The following is a 24,439-nucleotide window of genomic DNA, read 5'->3' on the forward strand; positions in this document are numbered from 1 at the left end:
TTCGTTGAATCCCTGCACATGGATGTGCAGGCTGTTGCGAGGGACTCGCATCAACGCATTGCCATCAACTCGTCCCAGCCCAGCGCAAGGTTGAGGTTTTGCATCGCCTGCGTTGCCGCACCCTTGAGCAGATTGTCCAGGGTCGCCACCACCACCACGCGCTTGTTGCCGGGCGCCAGCGTTACTCCGCCAATCTGCACATCGTGCTTGCCGGCGATGCGGCTCACCCAGGGCGCCTCGTCGACGATTTCGATCAACGGCTCGTCGGCATAACGCTGCGTATAACGCGCCTGGATCTGCTCGCGCGTCAGCGGCTGCTGCAGCCACAGGTTGACGGTCATGGTGATGCCGCGGAAATGCGGCGCCACGTGCGGCATGAACTCCACCGGCACGCCAAGCTGCGCAGACACCTCGCGCTCGTGCATGTGGTTGGTCAGCGCATACGGCATCACGTTATTGGAGAGCAACGCAGGATTGTTCTTGTCCGAAGGCGTGGTACCCGCGCCCGAATACCCGGAGACACCGAAACACTGCGGTGGCCCGGCCAGCTGGTCGAGCAGTGGCGCGATGGTCAGCTGCATCGCGGTGGCATAACAGCCCGGGTTGCTGATACGTTTTTGCCCGGCGTAACTGCCGCGCGTCAACTCAGGCAAGCCGTAGTACCAGGCCGGATCGAAGCGATAGTCGGCCGAAAGATCGATCACCAGCGTCTGTGGCGCTGCCGCGTCGATCGCGGCGACAAAGGGCTCTGCCTTGCCATTGGGCAGCGCCAGGATCACCACGTCGGCCGCCTTGGCGGCCACCGCGTCGGCATCCAGGTTCTCGTAGCGCAGCTGGCCCTGGTAGGCATCGTTATGCTCGGCCACGGGCTGCCCGGCCAGCTCGCGCGAGGACACGAAGCTCAAGTGCAGCTGCGGATGCGCCGCCACCAGTTTGATCAATTCCGAGCCGGTATGCCCGCGGGCGCCGACAATGCCGATGGTCTTTTGTTCAACAGTCATGCGTTTGCTTCCAGGCGGAACTGCAGGTGGCGTTTGACCCCGGCCCATTCCGTATCGATGATGGAAAACACCACGGTATCGCGCGGCGTACCGTCGGCGTGGCGGGCGTGGTTGCGCAGCACGCCGTCCTGTTTTGCACCCAGCCGCGCGATCGCCGCGCGCGAGGTATGGTTGAACCAGCTGGTCTCGAACACCACGCTCAGGCACCCCAATGTTTCGAAGGCGTATTGCAGCAGCATCAGCTTGGTTTCGGTGTTGACGCCGCTGCGCTGCACGCGTGGTGCGTACCAGGTGTAGCCGATCGACAGCCTGGGCACTGCGGCATCCAGCGCGTAGTAGCGCGTGCAACCGACGATGTCGCCGGCCGCATCGCGCACCACATATGGCAACGCCGCGCCATCGGCGCAGGCGGCCAGGGCCGCAGCGATATACGCCTCGACCTGCTCCGGTGCGGGCACGCTGGTGTACCACAGCCGCGATAGCGCGCCGTCGCCCACCACCTCACGCAACCCATCGGCATGCGCTGTCTGCAGCGGCTCCAGGCTCGCATGCCGTCCACGCATGTTCGGCTGCTCGCGCCAACGTGCTGGCAAGGTGACGACGCTCATCGCAGTCAGCCCAGCAAGGTCGGCTGACGCGTCGCGCAGTGCGCAACGCAATGCTGGATCTGCTCGAAGTTTTCCAGCCCGTACCAGAACACCTTCCACTTCTCCTGCTTGATGCAACCGTCGGATTCGGCGTAGTAAAAGATATTGACCTGGTTGTTATGGCGCGAGCGCCAGAACAGCTGCGGGGTCTCTTCGCGCATCACATTCCATACCGCCCGGCCAAGACCTTCGCCCTGCGCATCGTCGAGCACGGCGAACTTGTCCAGATAGGTCAGCCTGCCCGCACCGAACTGGCCTTCGTCGGTCAGGATCACCGCCGCGCGGTAGTTTTCGCTGACATACGCGCGCAGCAACGTGGTGGTCTCGAAATACTCCGGCACCAGCGTGCGGCCGAAGCTGGATTCGATCAGCGACTTCAGGCGAGGCAGATTCAGTTCGTCCCAGGAGGTGGCGCGCAGCACGCGCTCGCCGCGCCGCACCAGCGTGCCCGAGCCCTTGTGGGTGAACAGCTCCTTGGCCAGGTCCGACGGCCGGGTGATCGACACCGACGATTCCAGCGGCAGGCGATCGAGCAAGTCCTTGATCTGCTCGATCTTCACCCGCATGCCGCCGTTGATCCACGGCTGCTGCATCAGGTGGTCGAACTCGGTAGACAGGTTGATCGAATCGATCAACTTGCCATCGGCATCCAGCAGGCCGCCGGTGCCGGTGAGAAAGATGATCTTGTACGGCTGCAGCTCCTGCACCAACTCGTTGGCGGCAAAATCCGCATTGACGTTGAGGATCTGCCCGCTGGGCGTTTCGCCCAGGCTGGTGATCACCGGGATGGAGCCGGCCTGCAGACTGGCTTCGATCGGCGCCAGATTCACCGCCTTGACCTCACCGACCAGGCCGTAGGTGTCGCGATCCAGATACTCGGCCTCGAACACGCCACCGGTGATCGAGGTCGCACGCGCGCCGTTTTGCTGCAGCGCTTCCACCAGTTTCAGGTTGGAGGCCTGGAACACCTTGCGCACGATCGCCAACGCTTCGGGCGAGGTCACGCGCAGTCCGTTGACGGTGTGCTTTTCGATACCGGCGGCGGCCAGCTCTGCATCCAGCTGCGGGCCGGCGCCATGCAGCACGATCGGGGTCAGCCCAACTTCCTGCAGGAACGACAACGACGAGGTCAGCGCGTCCAGATCGTCGCGCAACACCGCGCCCCCCACCTTGACCACCGCAAAGCGCTTGGCATCGAGCTGCGAAAACCGCTTGAGGTATTGGCTGATTTCCTTCGCGCTGGCCATGCTGGAGAGCAGGCGCACGATGGTCTGGCGGGTTTGTTTGTGGGGTTGTGCGGAAGGGGACATTGCCGTGTTCGAAAGAGGAAAGGGAGCGCCAGGCGCGTGTCGGTTCAATGCGAACCGTTGATGATGCGATGGACCGATTCGGCGTAACCCTGCAACTGCGCCAGCGTCACGAATTCGTCGGCGGTGTGCGCCTGGGCGATGTCGCCCGGACCATACACCAGCGCGGTATAGCCGCCGGCCGAAAACAGCGAGGCCTCGGTCCAGAAGTCCACTGCGTTGCCGATCGGCAGGTCCAGCGCATCGGCCACATCGCGTGCGGCCAGGCGGCGTTCTTCCGCGCGTGCGATGTCGCCCGACGGCAGGCTCGGCCCGCGGAAGGTTTCTTCGAAATGCGCTGCCGCCGGTTCGGCGAAGCCGGCAAAGCTTGCCAGCAGTCCATCCACGTCCATCGACGGCAACGGACGAAAGCCGAAGCGCACTTCGGCTGCCGGCGCGATCATGTTGGCCTTGATGCCCCCCTCGACGCGGCCGATGTTGAAGCGCAATCCGGTCAACCCGCCGAAGCGCGCATGCGCCAGCGATTGCACATGGTCCAGGGCATTTGCGCCCCAGCGCATTGCCTGATGGAGCGCGCTGGCCGAGGGATCCTGCTTGCCCGATGCATGCCCTGCGCGCCCGGCAAACCGCATCAGCACCGAACTGATGCCACGATGCGCCAGCACCGCTTCGCCCATGGTCGGCTCGGCCACCAGGACAGCTTCGTACGGCACGCCGCGCGCCAGGAACGCGGCGATGCAGCGCGGATCATTGGCCTCTTCGTCCGAAGAAAACAGGAACGCGGCATCGCCGTCACCGGCATTGGCCGCGGCAACCAGCGCCGCCGCCGCGCCCTTGATGTCGCACACGCCCAGGCCCACCACGCGGTCGTCCAGGCGCCGCATCGCGTGCGGGTCGGCGCTCCAATGCGGCGAATCCGGCACGGTATCCAGATGCACGTTGAACAGGTACTTCGGCGTGCCGCGCACCGCGTACAAGCTCACCGCCCCTGCACCGTGATCGACCACCTCGACCTGGAACCCCGGCAGCTGCGCGCGCAGATAATCGAAGATGCCGCCTTGCGCGGCAATCGCACGCGGCGGATTGCGGGTGTCGAATGCCACCAGCGCCTGCAGGTGGTCGAGCGTGGAGGTGAGCAGGTCAGTCATGTGGGTCAGGCAGCCGTGGTGGTGGTGCGGTAGAGATCGGGATAGGCGATTTCCATCAACGCCTGCGGCCGTGCCGGCGCGGCGAAGCCGTGCTGTGCGTACAGCGCATGCGCATCGGAGGTGGCGAGCATGAAGCGGCGAAGACCTTGCAGATGCGGATGGGCCATCACTGCCGCCACCAGTTGCTTGCCATAGCCGCGCCCACGGTATGCATCGAGCACGAACACATCGGCGAGATAGCCGAAGGTGACACCGTCGGTGATCACGCGCGCGAACGCCACCTGCCCTACACCCGCACAATAACCGCCGAAACACAGCGAGCCGGCGACCGCCCGCTGCACCGTGTCCAGCGGGATGCCCAGGCACCAATAGGCCTGCTCGCTGAGGAAGCGATGGATCAACGGCAGATCGAGTTCCTGCTTGTCGGTACTGATGCGTAATGCGGGCATGGGTTCCATCGCAGTGGCCCTCTTCTCCCACCGGGAGAAGGTGCCCCGAAGGGGCGGATGAGGGGCGCCTCACGAAACTTCGCGAAGCAACCAGGTCGAACGCGTCGCCACGTGCCCAGATGGAGAACGATGGACGCAATGCTGCAGTAGTTCCGCATGACTGGCGCGTGGCGACGCGTTCGTCATGAGCGATCCTGAAGGTTTCTGCGGCACCCCCAAGCCCCTCTCCCCGGGGGGAGAGGGGCTTTTGCTCAGCGGTTGACCTGCGCGTACAGCGTCGAGCTCATCCCGAACAGCTTGATGAAGCCTTCCGCTTCTTCCACGCCCCAGTCGGCCGATTGCGCGTAGGTCGCACCCTTGGTGTTGAGCAGGTGCGGCGAGCGTACCGCCACCGCATCGACGCGGCCGCCGCGGGTTTCCAGCGTCACCTCGCCATTGACCTTGGACTGCGAGGACTTCAGGAACGCCTCGATATCGCTCTTGAGCGGGTCGTGATAGAAGCCTTCGTACACCAGCTCCACCCACTTGCGCGCCACGTCCGGCTTGAAGCGGTTCTGCTGCTTGGTCAGCACCGCATCTTCCAGTGCACGGTGCGCGGTGAGCAGCGAAATCAGGCCCGGCGCTTCGAACACGATGCGGCCCTTCAACCCGATCACGGTGTCGCCGGTATAGACGCCGCGGCCCACGCCGTATTGCGCAAACAAGGTGTTGAGCTTGGCCAGGATCTTGGCACCCGGCAGCGGCTTGCCGTCCAGTTCCACCGCTTCGCCTTCGACGAACTTCAGCGTCACCGTCAACGCTTCGCTCGGCCAGGCACTGCGCGGCGCGCACCAGCCGCGTGCACCCTCACCCGGCGCTTCCCAACGATCGATCTCGCCGCCGGACATGGTCAGGCCCAGCAGGTTCTCGTTGATGGTGTAGGCCTGCTGTTTGGCACGCACGCCGAAACCACGCGCTTCCAGATACTTCTGCTCATAGGCGCGGGTCTGGGTGTGCTCTTTCTGGATCTCGCGGATCGGCGCCACGATCTGGTAGTCGCCCAGCGCCTTCACTGCCAGGTCGAAACGCACCTGATCGTTGCCCATGCCGGTGCAACCATGCGCAATGATGCGCGTGCCCAATTCTTCGGCACGCTTGAGCGCAGCATCCACGATCAGGTAACGGTCGGACACCAGCAACGGGTACTGGCCCTGGTACCCCTCGCCCGCCCACACGAACGGCTTGACGAAGCCTTCCCAGATCGCCGGGCCACCGTCCACGGTGACGTGGCTGGCCGCGCCCAATTCGGCGGCGCGCTTCTCGATGAACTCACGCTCTTCGGCATCCACACCACCGGTGTCGGCAAACACGGTGTGCACCGCATAGCCGCGCTCCTGCAGATACGGAATGCAGAAGCTGGTGTCCAGACCACCGGAAAACGCGAGGACGATGTCCTTGGTGCCGGGAGTCGGGATTCGGGATTCGGGATTGGTGGAAGCAGCGCTCATCATTGTTCCTTAGTACGTAAATGTGGGGGCCAAGGGTGTTGCTGTTGCGATTCTCTAATCCCGATTCCCGATTCCCGCTTGCGAAGCAAGCGCCGCCATGATCGCCTTCTGCACATGCAGGCGATTTTCGGCTTCATCGATGGCGATGCAGTTGGGCGAATCCATCACCGCATCGGTCGCCTTGACGTTGCGGCGCAGCGGCAGGCAGTGCGAGAACACGCCGTTGTTGGTCAGCGCCATCTTGCGTTCGTCGACGATGAAATGCTGGTACTGGTCGCGGATCGGCTTTTCTGGTTCCCAGTTGCCGAAGAACGGCAACGCACCCCAGCTCTTGGCGTAGACGACATCGGCGCCGGCGTAGGCGCTGTCGATGTCATGGCTGACCTGCAGCGAGCCACCGCTTTCGGCCACGTTTTGCGCGGCCCAGTCCATGTAGCGCTGATCCAGGATGTAGTCCGGCGTCGGGCACAGCAGGGTCACGTCCATGCCCATGCGCGTGGCGATGGTCAGCGCCGAGTTGGCCACCGCTGTGTTCAGCGGCTTGGGGTGGTAGGTCCAGGTCAGCACGTACTTCTTGCCACGCAGATCCTGGGTACCGAAGTGTTCCTGCAGCGCCAGCGCATGCGCCAGCTCCTGGCATGGGTGGGTGATGGTTTCCATGTTGATCACCGGCACCGGCGAATACTTGGCAAAGCTCTTGAGTACCTGGTCTTCGCGGTCCTTGGACCAGTCCACGAACTTCGGAAACGCGCGCACGCCGATCAGGTCGACATAACGCCCCAGCACGCGCGCCACTTCGGCGATGTGCTCTTCGGTGTCGCCGTCCATGACCGTGCCCAGATTGAACTCGATCGGCCACGCATCCTTGCCCGGCTGCAAGACCACCGCATGCCCGCCCAGTTGGAACGCGCCCAGCTCGAAGCTGGTACGGGTGCGCATGGACGGGTTGAAGAACACCAGCGCAATCGACTTTCCCTTCAGCTCGCTTCCCAGCTTGTTGCGTTTGAACAACGCGGCCTGGGTCAACAGCGCGTCCAGCTCGGCGCGGCTCCAGTCCTGGGTGTTCAAGAAGTGCTTCAGTGACATCGATCGATCCTTTGCTGCGTGCTACTGCTGCGTTGGTCCGCCAGGAGCGACGGGGTGCGCGACATGCGCGTTTCTTGCCGTTGAAACTTTTGTGACGCCAAAACGAAAAAACCCAGCCTGGGGGCTGGGTCTTCAACGTCGGAACAGCAAACGCCCCGGCTTACCCAGCGAAAATGTGGGATTCCGGTCGGCGGGCACGCGAGGTCATGCCGGAGGCCATCCGGGCGGCGCTGGTGTCGTGCTGAAAGGCGTTTGCTTGCATAGGGCGCGAATCCTCGCACGCATGTGGGCACGGCGCAACCGCTGCGCATCTCATCGCGGCGGCGCGACGATGGCGTCGGGAATGTACGGCGTCACCGAGACCCGGATGCGCAGCCGATTGCCCGGATCTTCGGGCAGGCGCGAACGGTATTTGGTGCCCTTGTAGACATAGTCCACGTCGAAGGCGATCGGCCGGCGGAACTCGCGCGGCACTTCCACCACCTTGCAGTTGCGCCGCGTGCTGGTCGGCGGCACCGCAGCGGGCGCGGCCGGTTCGGGGCGACGCGAGAACATTTCCTTGACCGAATCGACCATGCGGTTGATGCGGCCCTCGTCCTCGGCCGGCGCTGCCGCAGCCTGTGCCGCCTGCTCGGCTTCGCATTGCTCTTCGATACGCGTGGCGCGAAGCGTCTGGTAGACCGGCTCGACATTGAGCACCTGCGCATAATCCAGTTTCACGTTCTCGATCACCACGACCCGGTTCTTGGGGTCGGGCTCTGCCGCATACGCCGGAATCACTTGCCCGGCAAACGTACACAGCAGCATGAAGAACGGAGAAGGTCGCATCAGTACCGGGAACGCGCAGCCAGGCAGTACGTAAGTGTATGGAGCTTGCGGCCGCCTGGGCTGAACGCAACCCATCCGGTGGCCATCGTCGGGCTGGCGATTCGCCATCCCGCCACAACGGGCTAGAATCGCGCGATTGCCCTTTTTCGGATGCCGATGAGCCTGCGCCTGCACAACAACCTGACGCGGCGGGTCGAGCCGTTTGCGCCGCTCGATCCGTCCAGCCCCACCCTGTACGTCTGCGGTCCCACCGTCTACAACTACGCGCATATCGGCAACGCTCGCGGCCCGGTGGTCTTCGATGTGCTTGCCGCGTTGCTGCGCCGACGCTACGGCGCGCTGCGCTACGCGCGCAACATCACCGATGTGGACGACAAGATCAACGCCGCCGCGCAGGCGCAAGGCGTGCCGATTTCGACGATCACCGACCGCTTCGCGGCGATCTACCGGCAGGACATGGCGGCGCTTGGCGTGGTTCCACCGGACATCGAACCGGAGGCCACCGCGCACATCCCGCAGATCGTGGCGATGATCGAGCAGCTGATCGCCAATGGGCATGCCTATGCCGCAGAAGGCCACGTGCTGTTTTCGGTCTCCAGCTTCGAGGACTACGGCAAGCTCTCGCGGCGCGACCCGGACGAAATGTTGGCCGGCGCACGCGTGGACGTGGCGCCATACAAGCGCGACCCCGGCGACTTCGTGCTGTGGAAACCCTCCAGCGACGACCTGCCCGGCTGGCCATCGCCCTGGGGCCGCGGCCGGCCGGGTTGGCATATCGAATGCTCGGCGATGGCCGCCGCCCATCTGGGGCCGACCATCGACATCCACGCCGGCGGTGTGGACCTGCAGTTCCCGCATCACGAAAACGAGATTGCGCAGAGCGAGTGCGCGCATGGCGGTGCCACTTTTGCGCGCTTCTGGCTGCACAACGGCATGCTCAATTTCAGCGGCGCGAAGATGAGCAAGTCGCTGGGCAATATCGAAACCGTGCACGAGCTCATCGCCAGGCATCCGCCCGAAGCGCTGCGCTATGCGCTGTTGAGCGCGCACTACCGTCAGCCGCTGGACTGGTCGGATGGGTTGATCGAGCAGGCCAAGAACACGCTGGACCGCCTGTATGGAACGTTGCGGGATCTGGCTGCGCTGGAAGCCGAAAGCGGCAGCGATCCGGCGGTATCCATGACGATTCCCGCCGAGGTGGAGTCCGCTCTGGATGACGATCTCAACACGCCGCTGGCCTTGTCCGTCATGGCAAGCATCGCCTCCGATGCGCGTGCATTGCGCAGCGAACTGATGCAAAGCGGCCAAGCATCGGCGCGCATGATCGAGCTGCATGCGGCGCGCGCCAAGTTGCTCGGTGCCGGAATGGCACTGGGGTTGCTGCAACAAGACCCGGCTGCATGGTTCTCGCGCGGCACCGACGCCGGCGACGATGCACGCATCACCGCATTGGTGGAAGAACGCAGCGCGGCGAAGAAAGCCAAGGATTTCGCCCGCGCCGACGCCATCCGCAAGCAACTTGCCGACGAGGGCATCGTGCTGGAAGACACGCCGCAGGGCGTGCGTTGGAAGCGTGCTTGATCCTTCTCACGTCTTCCTGCGGGAGAAAGGGCCCCCGCAGGCGGATGAGGGTGCGCTGCGGCGACAATCAACCGTCGGTCATGGCAAACGCGTCGCCACGCGCCAGCCAAAAAGAATGACCGACGGCCCTCGCAGGCTGCCCTGCCCTGGCACCTGTGGACAGATGCAATGGCCACAGCGCTCCAAGGCCAGTTGCCAGTGGCGCACACCGTGCCTTCTCGCCCCGCGGGAGAGGGACTTGATCGAATTGATTCTGGATTTTTAGATGACCACCTCCCCCTTCCCGCTTGAACCGACTGCTACCGAGGCGCAGGCCGCTATTGCCGAGGAATTTTCCTTCTTTGGCGACTGGTCCGAGCGCTACCAGTACCTGATAGACCTTGGCCGCAAGTTGCCCGCCTTCCCGGAACAGTGGAAAACCGAAGAACACCGCCTGCACGGCTGCCAATCGATGGTCTGGATCGTGCCGGAGGGCAACGCCGAGCGGCTGGATTTCCATGCCGTCAGCGATTCGGCCATTGTCTCCGGGCTGATCTACCTTGCGCTGCGCGTGTATTCCGGGCGTAGCGCGCAAGAGATCCTGGCTACCGAGCCTGACTATATCGCCGGGATCGGCCTGGCCAAGCATCTGTCGCCGACCCGCAGCAACGGCGTGGCAGCGATGCTGGCCTTCATCCGCGATACCGCGCGCGCGCAGCAGTGAGCACGCCCGCCCCATCGCCCGCCGATTCGCTGCGGACGCTGCTCGCCCATCCAGGCTTCGGCCTGGTGCTGCTGTACCGCGTGGCGGCGATGCTGTCCTACCAGATCGTCGCGGTGACGGTCGGTTGGCATATTTACGAAATGACCGGCAACCCGCTCTCGTTGGGGCTGATCGGCCTGGCGGAAATCCTGCCGTTCTTCTGCATCGCCCCCTTTGCCGGCTACCTGGTCGATCACCTGCCGCGCCGCCGGCTGGGCATGGTCGCCGTGCTGGGCTTGGTCGCAACCGCGCTGTTGCTGTTGGCGATCACGCAAGGCTGGCTGCCGGTCAAAGGCGTGTGGCCCATCTATGCCGCCATCTCGCTCACCGGCGCGGCGCGCTCTTTCTTGTCGCCGGTCTACAACGCCTTGTTCGCACGGGCGCTGCCGCGCGACGCATTCGCACGCGGCGCCAGCATCGGCAGCGTCACCTTCCAGGCCGGCATGGTGATCGGCCCGGCGCTGGGCGGCGTGCTGGTCGGCTGGGGCGGCAAGGGCCTGGCCTACGGGGTCGCCGCCAGCGTGGCGATGCTGGCGATCCTGGCGTTGGCTTTGTTGCGTGTCAGCGAGCCGGTCAGCGCCGGCCCGCGTGCGCCGATCTTCCGCAGCATCGCCGAAGGCGCGCAGTTCGTACTGTCCAACCAGATCATGCTGGGTGCCATGGCGCTGGACATGTTCTCGGTCCTGCTTGGCGGCGCGGTATCGATGTTGCCGGCCTTCATCCACGACATCCTGCACTACGGCCCGGAAGGCCTGGGCATCCTGCGCGGTGCGCCGGCGCTGGGTTCGATCGTGGTTGGCGTGTGGCTGGCGCGGCACCCGCTGCAGCGCAATGCCGGACGCGTGCTGCTGCTGTCGGTGGCCGGCTTCGGGCTCTGCACCATCGCCTTCGGACTGTCGCGCCATTTCTGGCTGTCAGCGGCGATCCTGCTGGTGTACGGCATGTGCGATGGCGTCTCGGTGGTGGTGCGCCAGACTATCCTGCAGTTGGCCACCCCCGATGCCATGCGTGGCCGGGTGTCTTCGATCAACGGCATCTTCATCGGCTCGTCCAACGAGTTGGGCGCGTTCTACGACGGCGTCATGGCGCGCCTGGTCGGCCTGGTGCCGGCGGTGGTCATCGGCGGCTGCGTCACCCTGGGCGTGGTGGCCACCACCGCCTGGAAGGCGCCGCGCCTGCGCAAGCTGGACCTGCGCGATCTGCAGTGAGCGGCGCGATCGCGTGATTGCCGGTGCCCACGGCGCCGCTGTGGTGGCAAGGGGCTCGTGTTGCGGACCGCGCTCACGTGCCGTATGCAGCTGCGTGCGGCGGCGTCTCGCCAATGGGCGCTGCCTGACTATCGGCCAGGCGCCAATACAACGGATCAGGCGACCATAAAAAACCCCGCACATGGCGGGGTCTTTCGGTGAGCAAGGCGGACGATCAGTCGCCCTGCTGCTTCTGCAAGTGCTCCCAACGCTCCTGGGCATCGATGGTGCGCTCGGCAGTCAGACGCGCTTCCAGGCGGTCCAGGCCAATCTCTTCACCGGTGTCCACGCAGTAGCCGTAGTCACCGTCTTCCAGGCGCTTGAGCGTGCTGTCGATCTTGGAAATCAGCTTGCGGGCGCGATCACGGGCACGCAGTTCCAGCGAGTTTTCGGTCTCGCGGGTGGCACGTTCGGCTTCGTCGCCGATGTCGCGCACTTCTTCGCGCAGGTTTTCGATGGTCTGCTTGGATTCCTCCACCATCTCGTTGCGCCAGCTCTGCAGACGCTGGCGGAAATATTCCTGCTGCAACTTGTTCATGTACTCCTCGTCCGCGGAAGGCTTGTAGCCCTGCGGCAGGATCGGGCGACCGGTTGCTTCGTCGGTCTTGTACTCGACCACCTTGTACTTGGTCTTGGGAGCCGCGCTGGACGGCTTGGACGTCACGGCCACGGCCACCTTGCCGACCGGACGGGTCGCAGCAGGCTTGGCGGGGGCTTCGGTTTTGGTTGGCGTTTTTGCGGAAGATTTCGAAACGGGCACGGGATTCTTAGATGACGGGGTCGCAGGCTTTGCCGGCTTCGCAGGGACGGCCTTGGGGACCGGTGCGGGCGCGGGCTTCTCAGCCTTGACCGGGACTGACTTGGCCGGAGCCGGCTTGGTGGCCGGCTTCGGTACGGACTTGGACGCCACCGGCTTGGCGGCCGGTTTGGCGGCAGCCGGAGCTGCCTTTTTCGCCGCCGGCTTGGCAGCACTCTTGGCGACGGGTTTCACTGACTTGGGGGCTGCGGACGCGGTGGTCTTGGAAGCCGGCGCCGGCTTGGCAGCGGCTTTCTTCGCAGGTGCCTTCTTCGCGGGTGCCTTCTTGGCAGCCGGCTGCTTGGTCGGCGGTTTTGCGGCCGGTTTCGCAGCAGCGGACGTCGCTGCCTTTTTCGCAACGGGTTTGGCGGACTTCTTGGCGGCCTCTACGGCCTTTTTTGCAGGTTTTTTAGCAGCCACGAAACGCTCATCCTTGGTTCCCCCGGGGCCCGGGAAAGCGGGCCTTTATAACGTACCCCGCGGACCCCCGGCAACCACCTATTAATGCAAGTGGCATATCATTGGCAAGTGATCTCACGCCTGCTCATCGCGCTGCTGCGCGTCTACAAGCTCGTCATCAGCCCCCTGCTCGGGCCGCGTTGCCGTTTTGCACCAAGCTGCTCGGACTACGCGATGACCGCCATCGGCCGCTTCGGCCCGCTGCGCGGCAGTTGGCTTGCCGCGCGCAGGCTCGGCCGCTGTCATCCCTTCCATCCGGGCGGATTCGATCCGGTGCCCGATGCACCCGCCTCGCCCTCCCCGTCTTCTTCCTGCAGCTGCAAAGGACCCCATCCATGAGCCGAACCGTCATCGTCAATGCCCGCCTGGTCAACGAAGGCAAGGAGTTCGACGCCGATCTCCTGATCGAGGGCGGCCGCATCGCCAAGATCGACAGCAAGATCGCCCCTGCCCCTGGTGATACCGTCGTGGATGCCGCCGGACGCTGGGTGCTGCCAGGCATGATCGACGACCAGGTGCACTTCCGCGAACCTGGCCTGACCCACAAGGGCGACATCGCGACCGAATCCGGCGCCGCGGTGGCTGGTGGCCTGACCAGCTTCATGGACATGCCCAACACCAATCCGCCGACCCTGGATGCCGCCGCACTGCAGGCCAAGTACGACGCCGCTGCCGGGCGCGCCTGGGCCAACTACGGCTTCTACATGGGTGCCAGCAACGACAACCTGGCCCACATCCAGTCGCTGGACCCCAAGACTGCACCGGGCATCAAGGTGTTCATGGGCGCCTCCACCGGCAACATGCTGGTCGATAACCCGGAAACGCTGGACGCCATCTTCCGCGACGCACCCACGCCGATCATCACCCACTGCGAAGACACCCCGACCATCGACGCGACGATGGCGCAGTACAAGGAAAAGTATGGCGATGCGCTGACACCGGAGATGCACCCGGACATCCGTTCGCGTCAGGCCTGCCTGAAGTCCTCGCAGCTGGCGGTTTCGCTGGCGCGCAAGCACAACACCCGCCTGCACGTGCTGCACATTTCCACCGCCGACGAGCTGTCGCTGTTCGAAGCCGGCCCGCTGGTCGATGCCGATGGCAAGCTGCGCAAGCGCATTACCGCCGAGACCTGCATCCACTTTCTGCGCTTCGATCGCAGCGATTACGCACGACTGGGCAACCTGATCAAGTGCAACCCCGCGATCAAGGACGCCGAAGATCGTCTGGCGCTCATCGATGCGCTGGCCGAAGATGTCATCGACGTGCTCGCCACCGACCACGCCCCGCACACCTGGGAAGAAAAGCAAAAGCCCTATGCGCAGGCGCCCTCGGGCCTGCCGCTGGTGCAGTACGCGCTGGTCGCGGCACTGGAGCTGGTGCACGAAGGCAAGTTGCCGATCACCCGTATCGTGCAGAAGTTCGCGCATGCGCCGGCCCAGTTGTTCGATGTGCAAGAGCGTGGCTTCCTGCGCGAAGGCTATTTCGCCGACCTGGTGATGATCGACAACACCCCGTTTACCGTGAAGCGCGAGCAGGTGTTGTCCAAGTGCGGCTGGTCGCCATTCGAGGGCACCACCTTCCGTTCGCGCATCGCTGCGACGTGGGTCAACGGCCAGCAGGTGTGGGATGGCGAACAGCTGGTGGGCAGCGCTGCCGGCCAGCGCCTGACCTTCGACCGCTGATGCGCGCAGCCCTGTTTGGTGCCTGGTTGATCCTGGCGCCGGTCGCGCTGGTTGCAGGTCGCGCGCAAGCGCAGGGTGCGGCCGCCGCGACTGATGTCGTATTTCCGCAAAGCGCGTCGCAAGGCGCGCTGGTGATCGGCAAGGTGCCGACAGGCAGCAAGGTGCAATATGCCGGCCGCAGCTTGCGTGTGAGCGGTTATGGAAGCGTCGTGTTCGGGATCGGCCGTGATGCGACCGGGCCCTTGCAGGTGCAGATCACCCAACCCGATGGCAGCACGCGCACCGTGAGCATCGCAGTAACGCCGCGCGACTGGCCGGTGGAACGCGTCAATGGCGTGCCGCCGAAGACGGTCAACCCGCCGGCCGAGATTGCCGCGCGCATCAAACGCGAACAGGCGCAGGTCACGGCGGCGCGCGACCGCGATGATGCACGCACCGATTTCGCCCAACCCTTCATCTGGCCGGTGCAGGGACGTATCAGCGGCCGCTTCGGCAATGCACGCGTGTACAACGGCCAGCCGGGCGCCGGCCATTCGGGCATGGACATCGCCGTGCCCACCGGCACCCCGGTGAAGGCACCGGCTGCCGGCGTGGTGACGTTCGCGGCGCCGGACCTGTATCTCACCGGCGGCACGGTGCTGCTGGATCACGGCTTCGGGGTGAGCTCGAATTTCCTGCACTTGTCGCGTATCGACGTGAAGGTGGGCGACCGGGTCGAGCAAGGCCAGGTGATTGCCGCGGTTGGTGCCACTGGGCGTGCCACCGGGCCGCATCTGCATTGGGGGATGAACTGGTTCGACACCCGCATCGATCCGTTGCTGGTGCTTGAGCGGACGAAGTAGAGCGTTCGGAAGATCGCCTCTTTAACGTGCGGTGGCATTGAAGACGCCGTTCTACGCTTCCTATAAGAGCCTGCTTGGCCAGCCCGGTCTTCTGCTGACTCGAGTTTCCTTCACACAAATTATCGCGTCCCGGACGTACTGGAACGGAGCCGCAACAGTGGATAGCAATGCAGGCGTGGCCAACGTTGATCCCATCGGGTTTGCCGTTTCATCTCTTGACGAGGCGATCCGGTTCTGGACCGAGGCCCTGGGGTTTACGCTCGAACGACAGGCACAGATGGGCGGCGATTTCCTGCATCAGGTCACCGGCGTGGATGATCCGAGCGTGCGAACGGCAATCGTGAAGGCTCCGGACGGATTCATCGTCGAGTTGCTGCAATATTCCAAAGGTCGTCGGAATGGGCAGTCGCCGGACAGCGCGGGTGCGATCGGGGCCGCCCATCTGGCGCTGACCGTCCGGGACATCCATGCGGCCATCTGCCGTGTCGAGGCGGCCGGATGGAAGGCGAAGGGCAAGCCGCTGCCGATTCCGGGAGGTCCGAGAACAGGAACGCTCACCGCCTACGTGTCCGGTCCCGACCATATTTCCATCGAGTTCATGCAGCCTGCTGGACCGTGACAGGACCGGCGCGCCCCGACTACCGGCGCAGTCGTCAGGGGGATGACACCGAATGGTCGCATCCCCGCCCCGTTGATGGACCATGATCCCGATCCGCCTTAGCGTGCGGCTGCAGAGTCATTCTGCGATGACCCCACTATTTGATGCATCGCGACCACTGGATCAGGCCCCCTCGATTTAACAACGGGCCACACCCTGCGACGACAGAAGAAAAACGCAACCCACGACCATTGCGCCGGAACGCTACACACCCGGTCGGCGGCGACCTACCCGTCGTGCTTGTGTCCGCCAGCGGGCTTTGCGGTATAACCGAAACGACCGTCGTGCGTCGCTGCAGGTGGACGCTTGGGCTGCCGACGGTCGGTCCGTCGCTTCGGCGTCGGGCGTGCTTCATCTCCCCTCCCCCGACTGCAGGAGATGTGCGACATGCGCAACGAGCACCTCAAACCGACCCTGGGTACCTGGCAGTTGTGGGGCATCGCGGTGGGGCTGGTGATTTCAGGCGAGTATTTCGGCTGGAGTTACGGCTGGGGCACCGCCGGTACGCTCGGCTTTCTGGTGACCACGCTGCTGGTCGCAGTGATGTACACCTGTTTCATCTTCAGCTTCACCGAATTGACCACCGCCATTCCCAATGCGGGCGGGCCCTTCGCCTATAGCCTGCGCGCGTTCGGGACCTATGGCGGCATGCTGGCCGGCCTGGCCACGTTGATCGAATTCGTCTTCGCGCCGCCGGCTATCGCGATGGCGATCGGCGCGTATCTGAATGTGCAGTACCCCACGCTGGATCCGCGTCTTGCAGCGGTTGGCGCCTACCTGGTCTTCATGAGCTTGAACATTGTCGGCGTGGCGATTGCAGCCACCTTCGAGCTGATCGTGACCTTGCTGGCGGTGATCGAACTACTGGTGTTCATGGGCGTGGTGGCACCGGGTTTCAGCGTGGCGCGCTTTGCCGCCAACGGCTGGGCCGGCAGCGACGGCTTCGGGCCGGCCGCCATTTCCGGCATCTTCGCTGCGATCCCGTTTGCGATCTGGTTCTTCCTGGCGATCGAAGGGGCGGCGATGGCGGCCGAAGAAGCCAAAGACCCCAGGCGCACGATTCCGCGCGCCTACATCGCCGGCATTCTCACCCTGGTGGTGTTGGCGCTGGGCGTGATGGTGTTTGCCGGCGGCGTCGGCGACTGGCGCCAGCTTTCCAACATCAACGATCCGCTGCCGCAGGCGATGAAGGCCGTGGTCGGCAACAGTTCCACCTGGTTGCACATGTTGGTGTGGATCGGCTTGTTCGGGTTGGTGGCGAGTTTCCACGGCATCATCCTGGGCTATTCGCGTCAGTTCTTTGCGCTGGCGCGTGCCGGTTTCCTGCCACATGGGCTGGCCAGGCTCTCGCGTTTTCGCACGCCGCATCGCGCCATCCTGGCCGGCGGCGTCATCGGCATCGCCGCGATCTGCAGCGACAGCGTGGTCAAGATCCAGGGCATGTCGTTGACCGCAGCGATGATCACCATGTCGGTGTTCGGCGCGATCGTGATGTATGTGATGAGCATGCTCAGCCTGTTCAGGCTGCGTCGCGCCGAACCGGGATTGGAGCGTAGTTTCCGCGCACCGTGGTACCCGGTGGTGCCGGCCATTGCGCTGCTGCTGGCACTGGTGTGCCTGGTGGCGATGGTGTGGTTCAACCCGATCGTGGCATTGATCTCCCTGGGCCTGCTGCTGTTCGGCGCGGCGTGTTGCGTCCTGAGCCTGCGCACGCAACACACGCCTGTGGCCAGCGCCGGATGAGCGGGTTTGCCTTCACCGCAGGCGGCGAACGCTTTCAGTTTGCCGATCTGAAGCAGCTGCTGGCCAAGGCGACGCCTGCGCGCTCCGGCGACCAGCTGGCCGGTCTTGCCGCCGACTCCGGTCTGCAGCGCGTGGCCGCACAGATGGCGCTGGCCGATCTGCCGCTACGGCACTTCCTCGACGAAGCAGTGGTACCGTATGAAGCAGACGAAGTCACCCGGCTGATCATCGACCAGCACGATGCCGCTGCATTTGCCGCCGTGGCGCATCTCACCGTGGGCGGCTTTCGCGATTGGCTGCTGAGTGCGCAGGCCGACGAAGCTGCATTGACCGCGTTGGCACCCGGCCTGACGCCGGAAATGGTGGCCGCGGTGTCCAAATTGATGCGGGTGCAGGACCTGATCCTGGTGGCGCAGAAAACCCGGGTCGTCACCCGCTTTCGCAACACGCTGGGGTTGCGCGGACGCCTGTCGACACGCCTGCAGCCCAACCACCCCACCGATGATGCCACCGGCATCGCCGCCAGCGTGCTCGACGGCTTGTTGTACGGCAACGGCGATGCGGTGATCGGCATCAACCCGGCCAGCGACAGCCTGGCCGCAACCACGGCCCTGTTGCGCATGCTCGATGCGGTGATCAGTGGGTATCAGATTCCCACGCAATCGTGCGTGCTTGCGCACATCACCACCACCATCGAAGCGATCGGCCGCGGCGTGCCGGTGGATCTGGTGTTTCAGTCCATCGCCGGCACCGAGGCGGCCAATGCCAGCTTCGGCATCAACCTGGCCTTGCTGCAGGAAGGGTATGAAGCGGGCCTGTCGTTGCGTCGCGGCAACGTCGGCGACAACGTGATGTACTTCGAAACCGGCCAGGGCAGCGCGTTGTCGGCCAATGCGCACCACGGCGTGGATCAACAGACCTGCGAGGTGCGCGCCTATGCGGTAGCGCGCCACTACAAACCGCTGCTGGTAAACACCGTGGTGGGCTTCATCGGGCCGGAATATCTCTACGACGGCAAGCAGATCGTCCGCGCCGGGCTGGAGGACCACTTCTGCGGCAAGTTGCTCGGCGTGCCGATGGGCTGCGACATCTGCTACACCAACCATGCCGAAGCCGATCAGGACGACATGGACGTGTTGCTCACCCTGCTCGGCACTGCCGGCATCAACTTCATCATGGGCATCCCCGGCTCGGACGATGTGATGTTGAACTACCAGACCACCTCGTTTCACGATGCGCTGTATGCGCGCCAGGCACTCGGCCTGCGCGCCGCACCCGAGTTCGAACAGTGGCTGGAGCAGCACGACATCCTGCGGCTGCGCGATGGCCGCTTCGAGCTTGGCAGCGAGGTACCGGCGCCATTTCGGCGTGCATTGGCACAGGCCAGCGGTAGAGCGGCGCCATGAGCGCCCCCTCAACACCGCCCCGCGATGCCTGGGCGCACCTGCGCCAACTGACGCCCGCGCGCATTGCGCTGGGCCGGGTGGGGACCAGCCTGCCTACGGACGCGCACCTGGAGTTCCAGCTGGCGCATGCGCAGGCACGCGACGCGGTGCATTTGGCCTTCGACCCGGCACCGCTGCAGGCCGCGCTGGAGCAACGCGGGCGCAGCAGCATCCTGCTGCAGAGCGCTGCCACCGATCGTCATCAGTATCTGCAACGTCCCGATCTGGGAAGGCGCCTGGCCGAAGATGCCGCCGCCCAGCTACGCGGCCTCACGGCCGTGCATGGCGGCGGACAGGATGTTGCGGTGGTCATCGCCGATGGACTGTCTGCGCTGGCCGTGCATCGGCATGCCGCGCGCATGCTAGACCAGATCGATGCACTGGCATCTCGGGAAGGCTGGTCGCTCGCGCCGGCGGTGCTGGTGGCGCAAGGGCGCGTGGCGATCGGCGATGAGGTCGGCGAACTGCTCAACGCGCGCGCCGTGATCGTGCTGATCGGCGAAAGGCCGGGCCTGAGCTCGCCCGACAGCCTGGGCCTGTATCTCACCTACACGCCCCGCGTCGGGCTCACCGATGCAGCGCGCAACTGCATTTCCAACATTCGCGCCGAAGGACTGAGTTACGCCGAGGCGACCCACAAATTAGCGTATCTGCTGCGCGAGGCATTTCGCCGCAGACTCTCTGGCGTGCAGTTGAAAGACGAAGCCGAACAACCTGCGTCGCTGGCAGGGCCTGCCGACATCGCGCCGCGCACGTTCTTGCTGCCGGACTGAACTGCGCGGCGTGTGCTGACCAGGAGTCACACCGCGCAATTCGCAATCAATCCATCACTTCAATGCCCCATCCTGCGTATTGCTAGCGGCATAGGTGCTGGTCTGCAGTTCGTTGTCATGCGGATGACGTAAGGCGTTGCGTACATCATCGGGAAGCTTGTCGACATCCAGCATCACCTTTCCCGAGTGCACATCACGCACCACCGAGGCAGGCAGCACGAAGTCGCCGCCATTTTCGATATTGATGACCAGTTCGTCCCCATCGTTGCGGATGTCGCGGACGGCACCGACGCCGACTTCGCCATCGCGTAGAAATACCATCTGGCCAATTTCGATCTGCTGCATGTTCAATCTCCTGGAATGGCGTCATCACGCAAGCGCGCTGTGCCGGTGGCAGATCATCGCGCTGCGGTGCGTTGGCGCGTGGTGAAGCGCGGATCACTGCGGCGTGGGTGCGTGCAGCAAGGCGCCGCTCGGCAGGCGGGCCGGCTGCCCGACGATACGCTCGAACTCGCTCACATCGTGCGAACAGAACACCTCCACCTCACCTGCATGCTGTTGCCGTAGAGCGCGCAGGCGCTGCTGGTTACTCAAGCGCGCGGCGCGGTCCTTCTCCAACATCCATTGATATGCGCGCAGCCCTGGCGTGCAGTAAGGCGCGTCCGGATCCATTTCGCGATGGAAGAAATATGCATCGCCTGCCAGCAGCAGCCATCGTGCCGGCGTGTGCACCGCAACCGCGGCATGACCCAGCGTGTGCCCGGGAAGCGGTACCATCAGCAGCTCTGGCGGTAATCCATGCAGGTCGCGCACGCACTCCAGCCCCATCCAGCGCTCGCCTGCTGCACCGTCGTAGGTGCGCCACTGCCCGCGCGTAGACCACTGTTGCGGACGAAAGCGTTGGCGATCCATCCAGGTGCGCTGTGCCAGTGCGGCATCGCGTTCGCTCGTCATCAGGTGCACGCGCGCATGCGGAAAGTCGTCCAGTCCGCCGGCGTGGTCGAAATCCAGATGGGTCAGCACGATGTGCCGCACATCGCGCGGGTCCAGCCCCAGCCGTTGTATCTGCCGGATTGCGGTCATCTCCTCGCGCAAATCCGGCTTGACCAGGGCCAGAAAAAACCGACTCAGGCGCGCACGTGGCTCGGCCACATCGCGCAGGCCGAAACCGGTATCGATCAGTACCAACCCGGCGCTGGTTTCCACCAACAAGCAATGGCAACACAGATGGCCGCGATCCAGGACGCCTGGCGTACGTCCGTCCATGAGATGGCCGCCCAGCGGACAGGTGGAGATGCAGTTGAGGTGATGCACGCGCATCGGCAGGCTCCGCTTGGCGGGCCAGCGTGGCAATGCGGCCGTCGCACAGCGGTGAGCGGAGCAAATCGCGCAACCAGCGCGCACACGCCACCTTGACGGTGGCGCGTGCGCGCCAGATTTCAGCGCAGCGGAACGTCCGCCACCTTGTCCTGATAATCCTTCTTCGGGTCGACGCCCAACAACACCTTGATCCCTGCCAGCAGGCTCGACTCGTTGAGCCAGATCTGCGCATGGTCGGCGTCCAGGCGCAGCAGCGCCAAGTTCGGATCGGTCTTGCCGCCTTCGTACCACGCAGCGACATATGGATTCCACAACCGGTCGACCATGGCCGGGTCGGTGTCTTCGCGCAGCGAGCCGCTGATGCTGGCGAACAAATCGTGGCCCTTGCTGCTGAAGGCGCCGATGACGCGGCGGCCCTGCCCCAGCATGGCGATCAACGCGTTGTCCTTGGATGTAAAGAACCAGATCGGTCCACCGCTATCGCCTTCGATCTGTGCGGTCATCGGACGCGCGTGACCGTCTTCGACACCGTCCAGGCCCAGCATCACGGTGCGATCGGATTTGAGCGCCTTCCAGAATTTTTCCTGCAACTCTTTGGTGTCTGCCATTTCGATTCCTGACATGCGCGCGTACGCGGGTGAGTCAGTCTGAAAGGCCCTGCGCCCACGGCATGTGAGGACGCATCTCGAATCGCCGTCATTGTGCAACCGCAATATGGTCCGCGTGCGACATGGCCTGTAGCGCCAGTACCGGCCCGCAAAGCGTGACCGATTCGCAGTTCCGGCACATTGGCCGATACGTCATCAGCCGAAAAACGAACACGGCAGTAGGATCGGCCGGCCGCTGGTGCGGCACGAACGAGAACCGCGCATGGCAACGACCGTCGTTGCACCTGCGCTGCATTGCTTCCGAATCCCGAAGCGGCCGGACACCTGTTGCGATCGTTTATCAGGCGAGCGCGCACCGGCGTCGTCGTCGCTCCTGGCTTGCCGGCATCTGCAGCGTATTGCGCATACGTCCCCTTCTGAGAGAGCGCCACCACATGTCTGCAACGCACATCCGTTCGACCTGTCTCGCTGCCGCAGTGCTGAGCCTTGTTAGCGCCACTGCGCTGGCATTGACCGGCACTGCCACACGGCCGCAACTCACCAGCAGCGAAGCGAGCAGTTATACGATCGCCAAAGCCTTGGCCAAAGCCGGGCCGATCAGCGCATTGGTGACCGATAACTGGAACCCCACCGCAGGTGTCGCCCTACTCAGTGCCGATTACGCAGTGGCGGCCGACGGCTCAACACGCTACCGCACCGTGCAATCTGCCATCGACGCTGCCGTGGCTGCCGGCGGCACCACACGTCGCTATATCAGCATCAAGGCGGGCACTTACACCGAGCTGGTCTGCGTGCCGAACAATGCGCCACCGCTGACGCTGTTCGGGCTGGGCACAAATACCGGCGACACCGTCATCCGCTTCAACAATGCCAACCCCACTCCCAAGCCAGCCGGCACCGCAAGCCACCCGTGTGCGAGCAATGCGTCGGCGACCACGGTTGGCACCTCCAACAGCGCGACGTTCACGGTGCGCGCGGCGAATTTCGAGGCGCGCCACCTGCGCGTGGACAACAACTATGTGGAAGGCACCTACACCGACAACAATCAATCGGCGGTGGCGCTGGCTGTGCGTGGCGACAAGGCCAACTTCCAGGATGTCCTGGTGACCGGCAACCAGGACACCTTGTTGATCAGCGCGACCAGCGCGTCCAATGTGATCCGGGCGTATTTCAAGAGCAGCACCATCGAAGGCGATGTCGATTTCATCTTCGGCTCCGGCGTCGGTGTTTTCGATGGCGCCACCATCCGTTCCACCGGCGCACGCCTGGGCAGCAGCCGCGGCGGCTATATTTTTGCGCCCAGCACGCGTCCTGGCAGCAGCTACGGATTTCTGGCGATCAACAGCAGCTTTACCGGTGTCTCCGGCTCCCCGGACAACAACACCTATCTTGGACGTGCGTGGGACGAGAGCGTCGGCAGCCTGAGCTCTTACGTCAACGGCACTTCGCCCAACGGCCAGGTGACGGTACGTGACTCGACCCTGGGCAGCCATATCCGCAAGACCGCGCCATGGAATGCATCAACGGTCGGCCGCCCGTATTGCAGCAGCAACTGCACCAATTCGGCCAACCGTTTCTACGAATACAACAATAGCGGTCCCGGCGCGGCCAATTGAGTCGATGCTTCACCGCAACTGCGCAGCAAGCCCGGCATTGCCCGTGCTTGCTGCCTCGCGCGACGAGAGCGCACCGGCTGCCGATAAGAGGGCGTGCGAACGCCTGACTGCGTCGCAAGGCCTACGCACGATTGGCGCTGTCATTACCTTAGCGCCGTGCTGCCAATTGCCCCGCTCCGCACACGACAGACTGGGCCGCCGCGCCCGTCACGCCACACACGCGCATGCTGCACGCAGCTGACCTACCGGCGCCGCTTAATCGGTGCCGCTGGCGGCACGCCAGCTATGCCAGAGCTGTTGCATCGGCGGCGGGTACGCAGGTTTGCCCGCCAGCTCGCGCTGCAAGCGCAGCCGTGCCAGACGCGACCACACCCGGTGCGGCCGCGCCAACGCGACCTTGCGCGGCCAGGCCTGCAACAGCTGCGTGCGCCAGGCGGACGTGGCAACGCCACCGGGCGCTGCGCCGTCGCCGGCCACGCGTTGGCGTGCATCCAGCCATTGCACCGCCACCGCAGTGGCATCGCCAGGCCGTGCCCGTGCGAACAGCACCGCTTCCACCGCAATCACCGCCTCGGCGAACGTACGCAGTGCCCCTAGCGCGTGCTGCAGCGATTGTGGCTGGACGCGCGCGGCCTGCATGGCCGGCAAGGTGTCGGCCAGCTGTGACCACGGCGCACGCACCGGCTCAAGCACGCGCCCCAACGGATGGCGCGAGCGCTGGCTCGACCAGTCACGCAGCTCCTGCTGCCACCACGCCAACTTGGCATCGGCCGGCAACGGGTCGCCGGCGATATTCATGATGTCTTCCCATTCCTGCAGCAACGCGAACCAGGCAACTGCCAGACGGCGTTGCGGCTCGGGCACGAACGGTTCGGCAACCGACCATTCCGGCCAGCGGGTGGCCCACTTGTCGAGAAAACTGTCGAGCGCGCTGGATTGGCTCATGGCGGGTCCGGAAAAATACGAAGAAA

25 protein-coding genes are annotated in these 24,439 nt (G+C 64.5%); 12 read left to right on the top strand and 13 right to left on the bottom strand.

Features of this window, described 5'->3' with window-relative positions; translation table 11 throughout:
* Nucleotides 1-50 precede the first annotated feature (50 nt).
* The 8 genes from argC to J7396_RS13725 all read right to left on the bottom strand — a co-directional run bounded on the left by argC (nucleotide 51) and on the right by J7396_RS13725 (nucleotide 7,932).
* On the bottom strand, nucleotides 51-1,001 hold the full coding sequence (gene argC / locus J7396_RS13690; protein ID WP_209261590.1) for an N-acetyl-gamma-glutamyl-phosphate reductase: 951 nt from the start codon (nucleotides 999-1,001) through the stop codon (nucleotides 51-53).
* A complete protein-coding gene (locus tag J7396_RS13695; protein ID WP_008573396.1) occupies nucleotides 998-1,609 on the bottom strand; it encodes a GNAT family N-acetyltransferase in 612 nt (203 codons plus the stop codon). Before J7396_RS13695 ends, argC begins: the two co-directional genes overlap by 4 nt.
* A gap of 5 nt (nucleotides 1,610-1,614) precedes the next feature.
* Nucleotides 1,615-2,958, bottom strand: a complete 1,344-nt coding sequence (locus tag J7396_RS13700) for an acetylglutamate kinase (RefSeq protein ID WP_136732625.1) — start codon at nucleotides 2,956-2,958, stop codon at nucleotides 1,615-1,617.
* A 44-nt stretch (nucleotides 2,959-3,002) separates the two neighbouring features.
* On the bottom strand, nucleotides 3,003-4,103 hold the full coding sequence (locus J7396_RS13705; protein WP_014090342.1) for an acetylornithine deacetylase: 1,101 nt from the start codon (nucleotides 4,101-4,103) through the stop codon (nucleotides 3,003-3,005).
* Nucleotides 4,104-4,108: 5 nt separating this feature from the next.
* On the bottom strand, nucleotides 4,109-4,561 hold the full coding sequence (locus tag J7396_RS13710) for a GNAT family N-acetyltransferase (RefSeq protein ID WP_209261591.1): 453 nt from the start codon (nucleotides 4,559-4,561) through the stop codon (nucleotides 4,109-4,111).
* Nucleotides 4,562-4,803: 242 nt separating this feature from the next.
* Complete coding sequence (locus J7396_RS13715; protein WP_031423013.1) at nucleotides 4,804-6,042, bottom strand: argininosuccinate synthase; 1,239 nt, start codon at nucleotides 6,040-6,042, stop codon at nucleotides 4,804-4,806.
* Between the two features lie 51 nt (nucleotides 6,043-6,093).
* Nucleotides 6,094-7,125, bottom strand: coding sequence for an N-acetylornithine carbamoyltransferase (locus J7396_RS13720; RefSeq protein ID WP_008573404.1), 1,032 nt, complete (start codon nucleotides 7,123-7,125; stop codon nucleotides 6,094-6,096).
* Between the two features lie 312 nt (nucleotides 7,126-7,437).
* Complete coding sequence (locus J7396_RS13725; RefSeq protein ID WP_029819580.1) at nucleotides 7,438-7,932, bottom strand: hypothetical protein; 495 nt, start codon at nucleotides 7,930-7,932, stop codon at nucleotides 7,438-7,440.
* A 177-nt stretch (nucleotides 7,933-8,109) separates the two neighbouring features.
* Here J7396_RS13725 and cysS point away from each other — a divergent pair, with 177 nt between their 5' ends.
* The 3 genes from cysS (at nucleotide 8,110) to J7396_RS13740 (ending at nucleotide 11,484) form a co-directional block, all read left to right on the top strand.
* Nucleotides 8,110-9,534: a cysteine--tRNA ligase gene (cysS, locus tag J7396_RS13730; protein ID WP_209261592.1), complete on the top strand. Its 1,425-nt coding sequence runs from the start codon at nucleotides 8,110-8,112 to the stop codon at nucleotides 9,532-9,534.
* Nucleotides 9,535-9,799: 265 nt separating this feature from the next.
* Complete coding sequence (locus J7396_RS13735; protein WP_008573408.1) at nucleotides 9,800-10,237, top strand: SufE family protein; 438 nt, start codon at nucleotides 9,800-9,802, stop codon at nucleotides 10,235-10,237.
* The gene (locus J7396_RS13740) at nucleotides 10,234-11,484 is read left to right on the top strand and encodes an MFS transporter (RefSeq protein WP_008573410.1); all 1,251 of its coding nucleotides are present in this window, start codon (nucleotides 10,234-10,236) and stop codon (nucleotides 11,482-11,484) included. The genes J7396_RS13735 and J7396_RS13740 overlap by 4 nt, the downstream gene beginning before the upstream one ends.
* Before the next feature lie 214 nt (nucleotides 11,485-11,698).
* Here J7396_RS13740 and dksA read toward each other — a convergent pair whose 3' ends face one another.
* Nucleotides 11,699-12,187 (bottom strand): RNA polymerase-binding protein DksA, encoded by a 489-nt coding sequence (gene dksA / locus J7396_RS22570; protein ID WP_223866281.1) that lies wholly within the window; start codon nucleotides 12,185-12,187, stop codon nucleotides 11,699-11,701.
* A gap of 58 nt (nucleotides 12,188-12,245) precedes the next feature.
* On the opposite strand from dksA, the gene J7396_RS22575 reads away from it, so the two are divergent.
* The 8 genes from J7396_RS22575 to eutC all read left to right on the top strand — a co-directional run bounded on the left by J7396_RS22575 (nucleotide 12,246) and on the right by eutC (nucleotide 19,924).
* Complete coding sequence (locus J7396_RS22575; protein WP_029819583.1) at nucleotides 12,246-12,824, top strand: hypothetical protein; 579 nt, start codon at nucleotides 12,246-12,248, stop codon at nucleotides 12,822-12,824.
* Nucleotides 12,824-13,117 carry a membrane protein insertion efficiency factor YidD gene (gene yidD / locus J7396_RS13750; protein ID WP_011347711.1) on the top strand — a complete coding sequence of 98 codons (294 nt, stop codon included), beginning with the start codon at nucleotides 12,824-12,826 and terminating at the stop codon, nucleotides 13,115-13,117. The genes J7396_RS22575 and yidD overlap by 1 nt, the downstream gene beginning before the upstream one ends.
* Entirely contained in the window at nucleotides 13,114-14,463 is a 1,350-nt protein-coding gene (locus tag J7396_RS13755) for a dihydroorotase (RefSeq protein WP_071117797.1), read from the top strand. Before yidD ends, J7396_RS13755 begins: the two co-directional genes overlap by 4 nt.
* Nucleotides 14,463-15,305, top strand: a complete 843-nt coding sequence (locus tag J7396_RS13760; RefSeq protein ID WP_029819585.1) for a M23 family metallopeptidase — start codon at nucleotides 14,463-14,465, stop codon at nucleotides 15,303-15,305. The genes J7396_RS13755 and J7396_RS13760 overlap by 1 nt, the downstream gene beginning before the upstream one ends.
* Nucleotides 15,306-15,462: 157 nt before the next feature.
* Nucleotides 15,463-15,924: a VOC family protein gene (locus J7396_RS13765; protein WP_343237466.1), complete on the top strand. Its 462-nt coding sequence runs from the start codon at nucleotides 15,463-15,465 to the stop codon at nucleotides 15,922-15,924.
* A 417-nt stretch (nucleotides 15,925-16,341) separates the two neighbouring features.
* Nucleotides 16,342-17,706 carry an ethanolamine permease gene (gene eat, locus J7396_RS13770; protein ID WP_209261593.1) on the top strand — a complete coding sequence of 455 codons (1,365 nt, stop codon included), beginning with the start codon at nucleotides 16,342-16,344 and terminating at the stop codon, nucleotides 17,704-17,706.
* Nucleotides 17,703-19,112 carry an ethanolamine ammonia-lyase subunit EutB gene (locus J7396_RS13775; protein ID WP_008573425.1) on the top strand — a complete coding sequence of 470 codons (1,410 nt, stop codon included), beginning with the start codon at nucleotides 17,703-17,705 and terminating at the stop codon, nucleotides 19,110-19,112. Before eat ends, J7396_RS13775 begins: the two co-directional genes overlap by 4 nt.
* A complete protein-coding gene (eutC, locus tag J7396_RS13780; RefSeq protein WP_008573427.1) occupies nucleotides 19,109-19,924 on the top strand; it encodes an ethanolamine ammonia-lyase subunit EutC in 816 nt (271 codons plus the stop codon). Before J7396_RS13775 ends, eutC begins: the two co-directional genes overlap by 4 nt.
* Before the next feature lie 54 nt (nucleotides 19,925-19,978).
* Here eutC and J7396_RS13785 read toward each other — a convergent pair whose 3' ends face one another.
* The 3 genes from J7396_RS13785 to J7396_RS13795 form a co-directional block, all read right to left on the bottom strand.
* Nucleotides 19,979-20,269: a hypothetical protein gene (locus tag J7396_RS13785; protein WP_008573429.1), complete on the bottom strand. Its 291-nt coding sequence runs from the start codon at nucleotides 20,267-20,269 to the stop codon at nucleotides 19,979-19,981.
* 93 nt (nucleotides 20,270-20,362) lie between these two features.
* Nucleotides 20,363-21,244, bottom strand: a complete 882-nt coding sequence (locus J7396_RS13790; RefSeq protein WP_033478743.1) for an MBL fold metallo-hydrolase — start codon at nucleotides 21,242-21,244, stop codon at nucleotides 20,363-20,365.
* Between the two features lie 119 nt (nucleotides 21,245-21,363).
* Complete coding sequence (locus J7396_RS13795) at nucleotides 21,364-21,867, bottom strand: pyridoxamine 5'-phosphate oxidase family protein (protein ID WP_008573434.1); 504 nt, start codon at nucleotides 21,865-21,867, stop codon at nucleotides 21,364-21,366.
* 419 nt (nucleotides 21,868-22,286) lie between these two features.
* On the opposite strand from J7396_RS13795, the gene J7396_RS13800 reads away from it, so the two are divergent.
* Nucleotides 22,287-23,468 (top strand): putative acyl-CoA thioester hydrolase, encoded by a 1,182-nt coding sequence (locus J7396_RS13800; protein ID WP_136732631.1) that lies wholly within the window; start codon nucleotides 22,287-22,289, stop codon nucleotides 23,466-23,468.
* Nucleotides 23,469-23,723: 255 nt separating this feature from the next.
* Here J7396_RS13800 and J7396_RS13805 read toward each other — a convergent pair whose 3' ends face one another.
* Complete coding sequence (locus J7396_RS13805) at nucleotides 23,724-24,413, bottom strand: phytoene synthase (RefSeq protein WP_014090355.1); 690 nt, start codon at nucleotides 24,411-24,413, stop codon at nucleotides 23,724-23,726.
* Between the last annotated feature and the right edge of the window lie 26 nt (nucleotides 24,414-24,439).

Origin of the sequence: Xanthomonas sp. A1809, assembly GCF_017746015.1 — a bacterium.
In the GTDB taxonomy this organism is placed as follows: domain Bacteria; phylum Pseudomonadota; class Gammaproteobacteria; order Xanthomonadales; family Xanthomonadaceae; genus Xanthomonas; species Xanthomonas euvesicatoria.

Excerpts from the sequence above, each read along its gene's own strand:
- argC (WP_209261590.1), bottom strand. The coding sequence starts at position 1,001 with ATGACTGTTGAACAAAAGACCATCGGCATTGTCGGCGCCCGCGGGCAT.
- J7396_RS13695 (WP_008573396.1), bottom strand. The coding sequence starts at position 1,609 with ATGAGCGTCGTCACCTTGCCAGCACGTTGGCGCGAGCAGCCGAACATG.
- J7396_RS13700 (WP_136732625.1), bottom strand. The coding sequence starts at position 2,958 with ATGTCCCCTTCCGCACAACCCCACAAACAAACCCGCCAGACCATCGTG.
- J7396_RS13705 (WP_014090342.1), bottom strand. The coding sequence starts at position 4,103 with ATGACTGACCTGCTCACCTCCACGCTCGACCACCTGCAGGCGCTGGTG.
- J7396_RS13710 (WP_209261591.1), bottom strand. The coding sequence starts at position 4,561 with ATGGAACCCATGCCCGCATTACGCATCAGTACCGACAAGCAGGAACTC.
- J7396_RS13715 (WP_031423013.1), bottom strand. The coding sequence starts at position 6,042 with ATGATGAGCGCTGCTTCCACCAATCCCGAATCCCGAATCCCGACTCCC.
- J7396_RS13720 (WP_008573404.1), bottom strand. The coding sequence starts at position 7,125 with ATGTCACTGAAGCACTTCTTGAACACCCAGGACTGGAGCCGCGCCGAG.
- J7396_RS13725 (WP_029819580.1), bottom strand. The coding sequence starts at position 7,932 with ATGCTGCTGTGTACGTTTGCCGGGCAAGTGATTCCGGCGTATGCGGCA.
- cysS (WP_209261592.1), top strand. The coding sequence starts at position 8,110 with ATGAGCCTGCGCCTGCACAACAACCTGACGCGGCGGGTCGAGCCGTTT.
- J7396_RS13735 (WP_008573408.1), top strand. The coding sequence starts at position 9,800 with ATGACCACCTCCCCCTTCCCGCTTGAACCGACTGCTACCGAGGCGCAG.
- yidD (WP_011347711.1), top strand. The coding sequence starts at position 12,824 with ATGCAAGTGGCATATCATTGGCAAGTGATCTCACGCCTGCTCATCGCG.
- J7396_RS13755 (WP_071117797.1), top strand. The coding sequence starts at position 13,114 with ATGAGCCGAACCGTCATCGTCAATGCCCGCCTGGTCAACGAAGGCAAG.
- J7396_RS13760 (WP_029819585.1), top strand. The coding sequence starts at position 14,463 with ATGCGCGCAGCCCTGTTTGGTGCCTGGTTGATCCTGGCGCCGGTCGCG.
- eat (WP_209261593.1), top strand. The coding sequence starts at position 16,342 with ATGTGCGACATGCGCAACGAGCACCTCAAACCGACCCTGGGTACCTGG.
- J7396_RS13775 (WP_008573425.1), top strand. The coding sequence starts at position 17,703 with ATGAGCGGGTTTGCCTTCACCGCAGGCGGCGAACGCTTTCAGTTTGCC.
- eutC (WP_008573427.1), top strand. The coding sequence starts at position 19,109 with ATGAGCGCCCCCTCAACACCGCCCCGCGATGCCTGGGCGCACCTGCGC.
- J7396_RS13785 (WP_008573429.1), bottom strand. The coding sequence starts at position 20,269 with ATGCAGCAGATCGAAATTGGCCAGATGGTATTTCTACGCGATGGCGAA.
- J7396_RS13790 (WP_033478743.1), bottom strand. The coding sequence starts at position 21,244 with ATGCGCGTGCATCACCTCAACTGCATCTCCACCTGTCCGCTGGGCGGC.
- J7396_RS13795 (WP_008573434.1), bottom strand. The coding sequence starts at position 21,867 with ATGTCAGGAATCGAAATGGCAGACACCAAAGAGTTGCAGGAAAAATTC.
- J7396_RS13800 (WP_136732631.1), top strand. The coding sequence starts at position 22,287 with ATGTCTGCAACGCACATCCGTTCGACCTGTCTCGCTGCCGCAGTGCTG.
- J7396_RS13805 (WP_014090355.1), bottom strand. The coding sequence starts at position 24,413 with ATGAGCCAATCCAGCGCGCTCGACAGTTTTCTCGACAAGTGGGCCACC.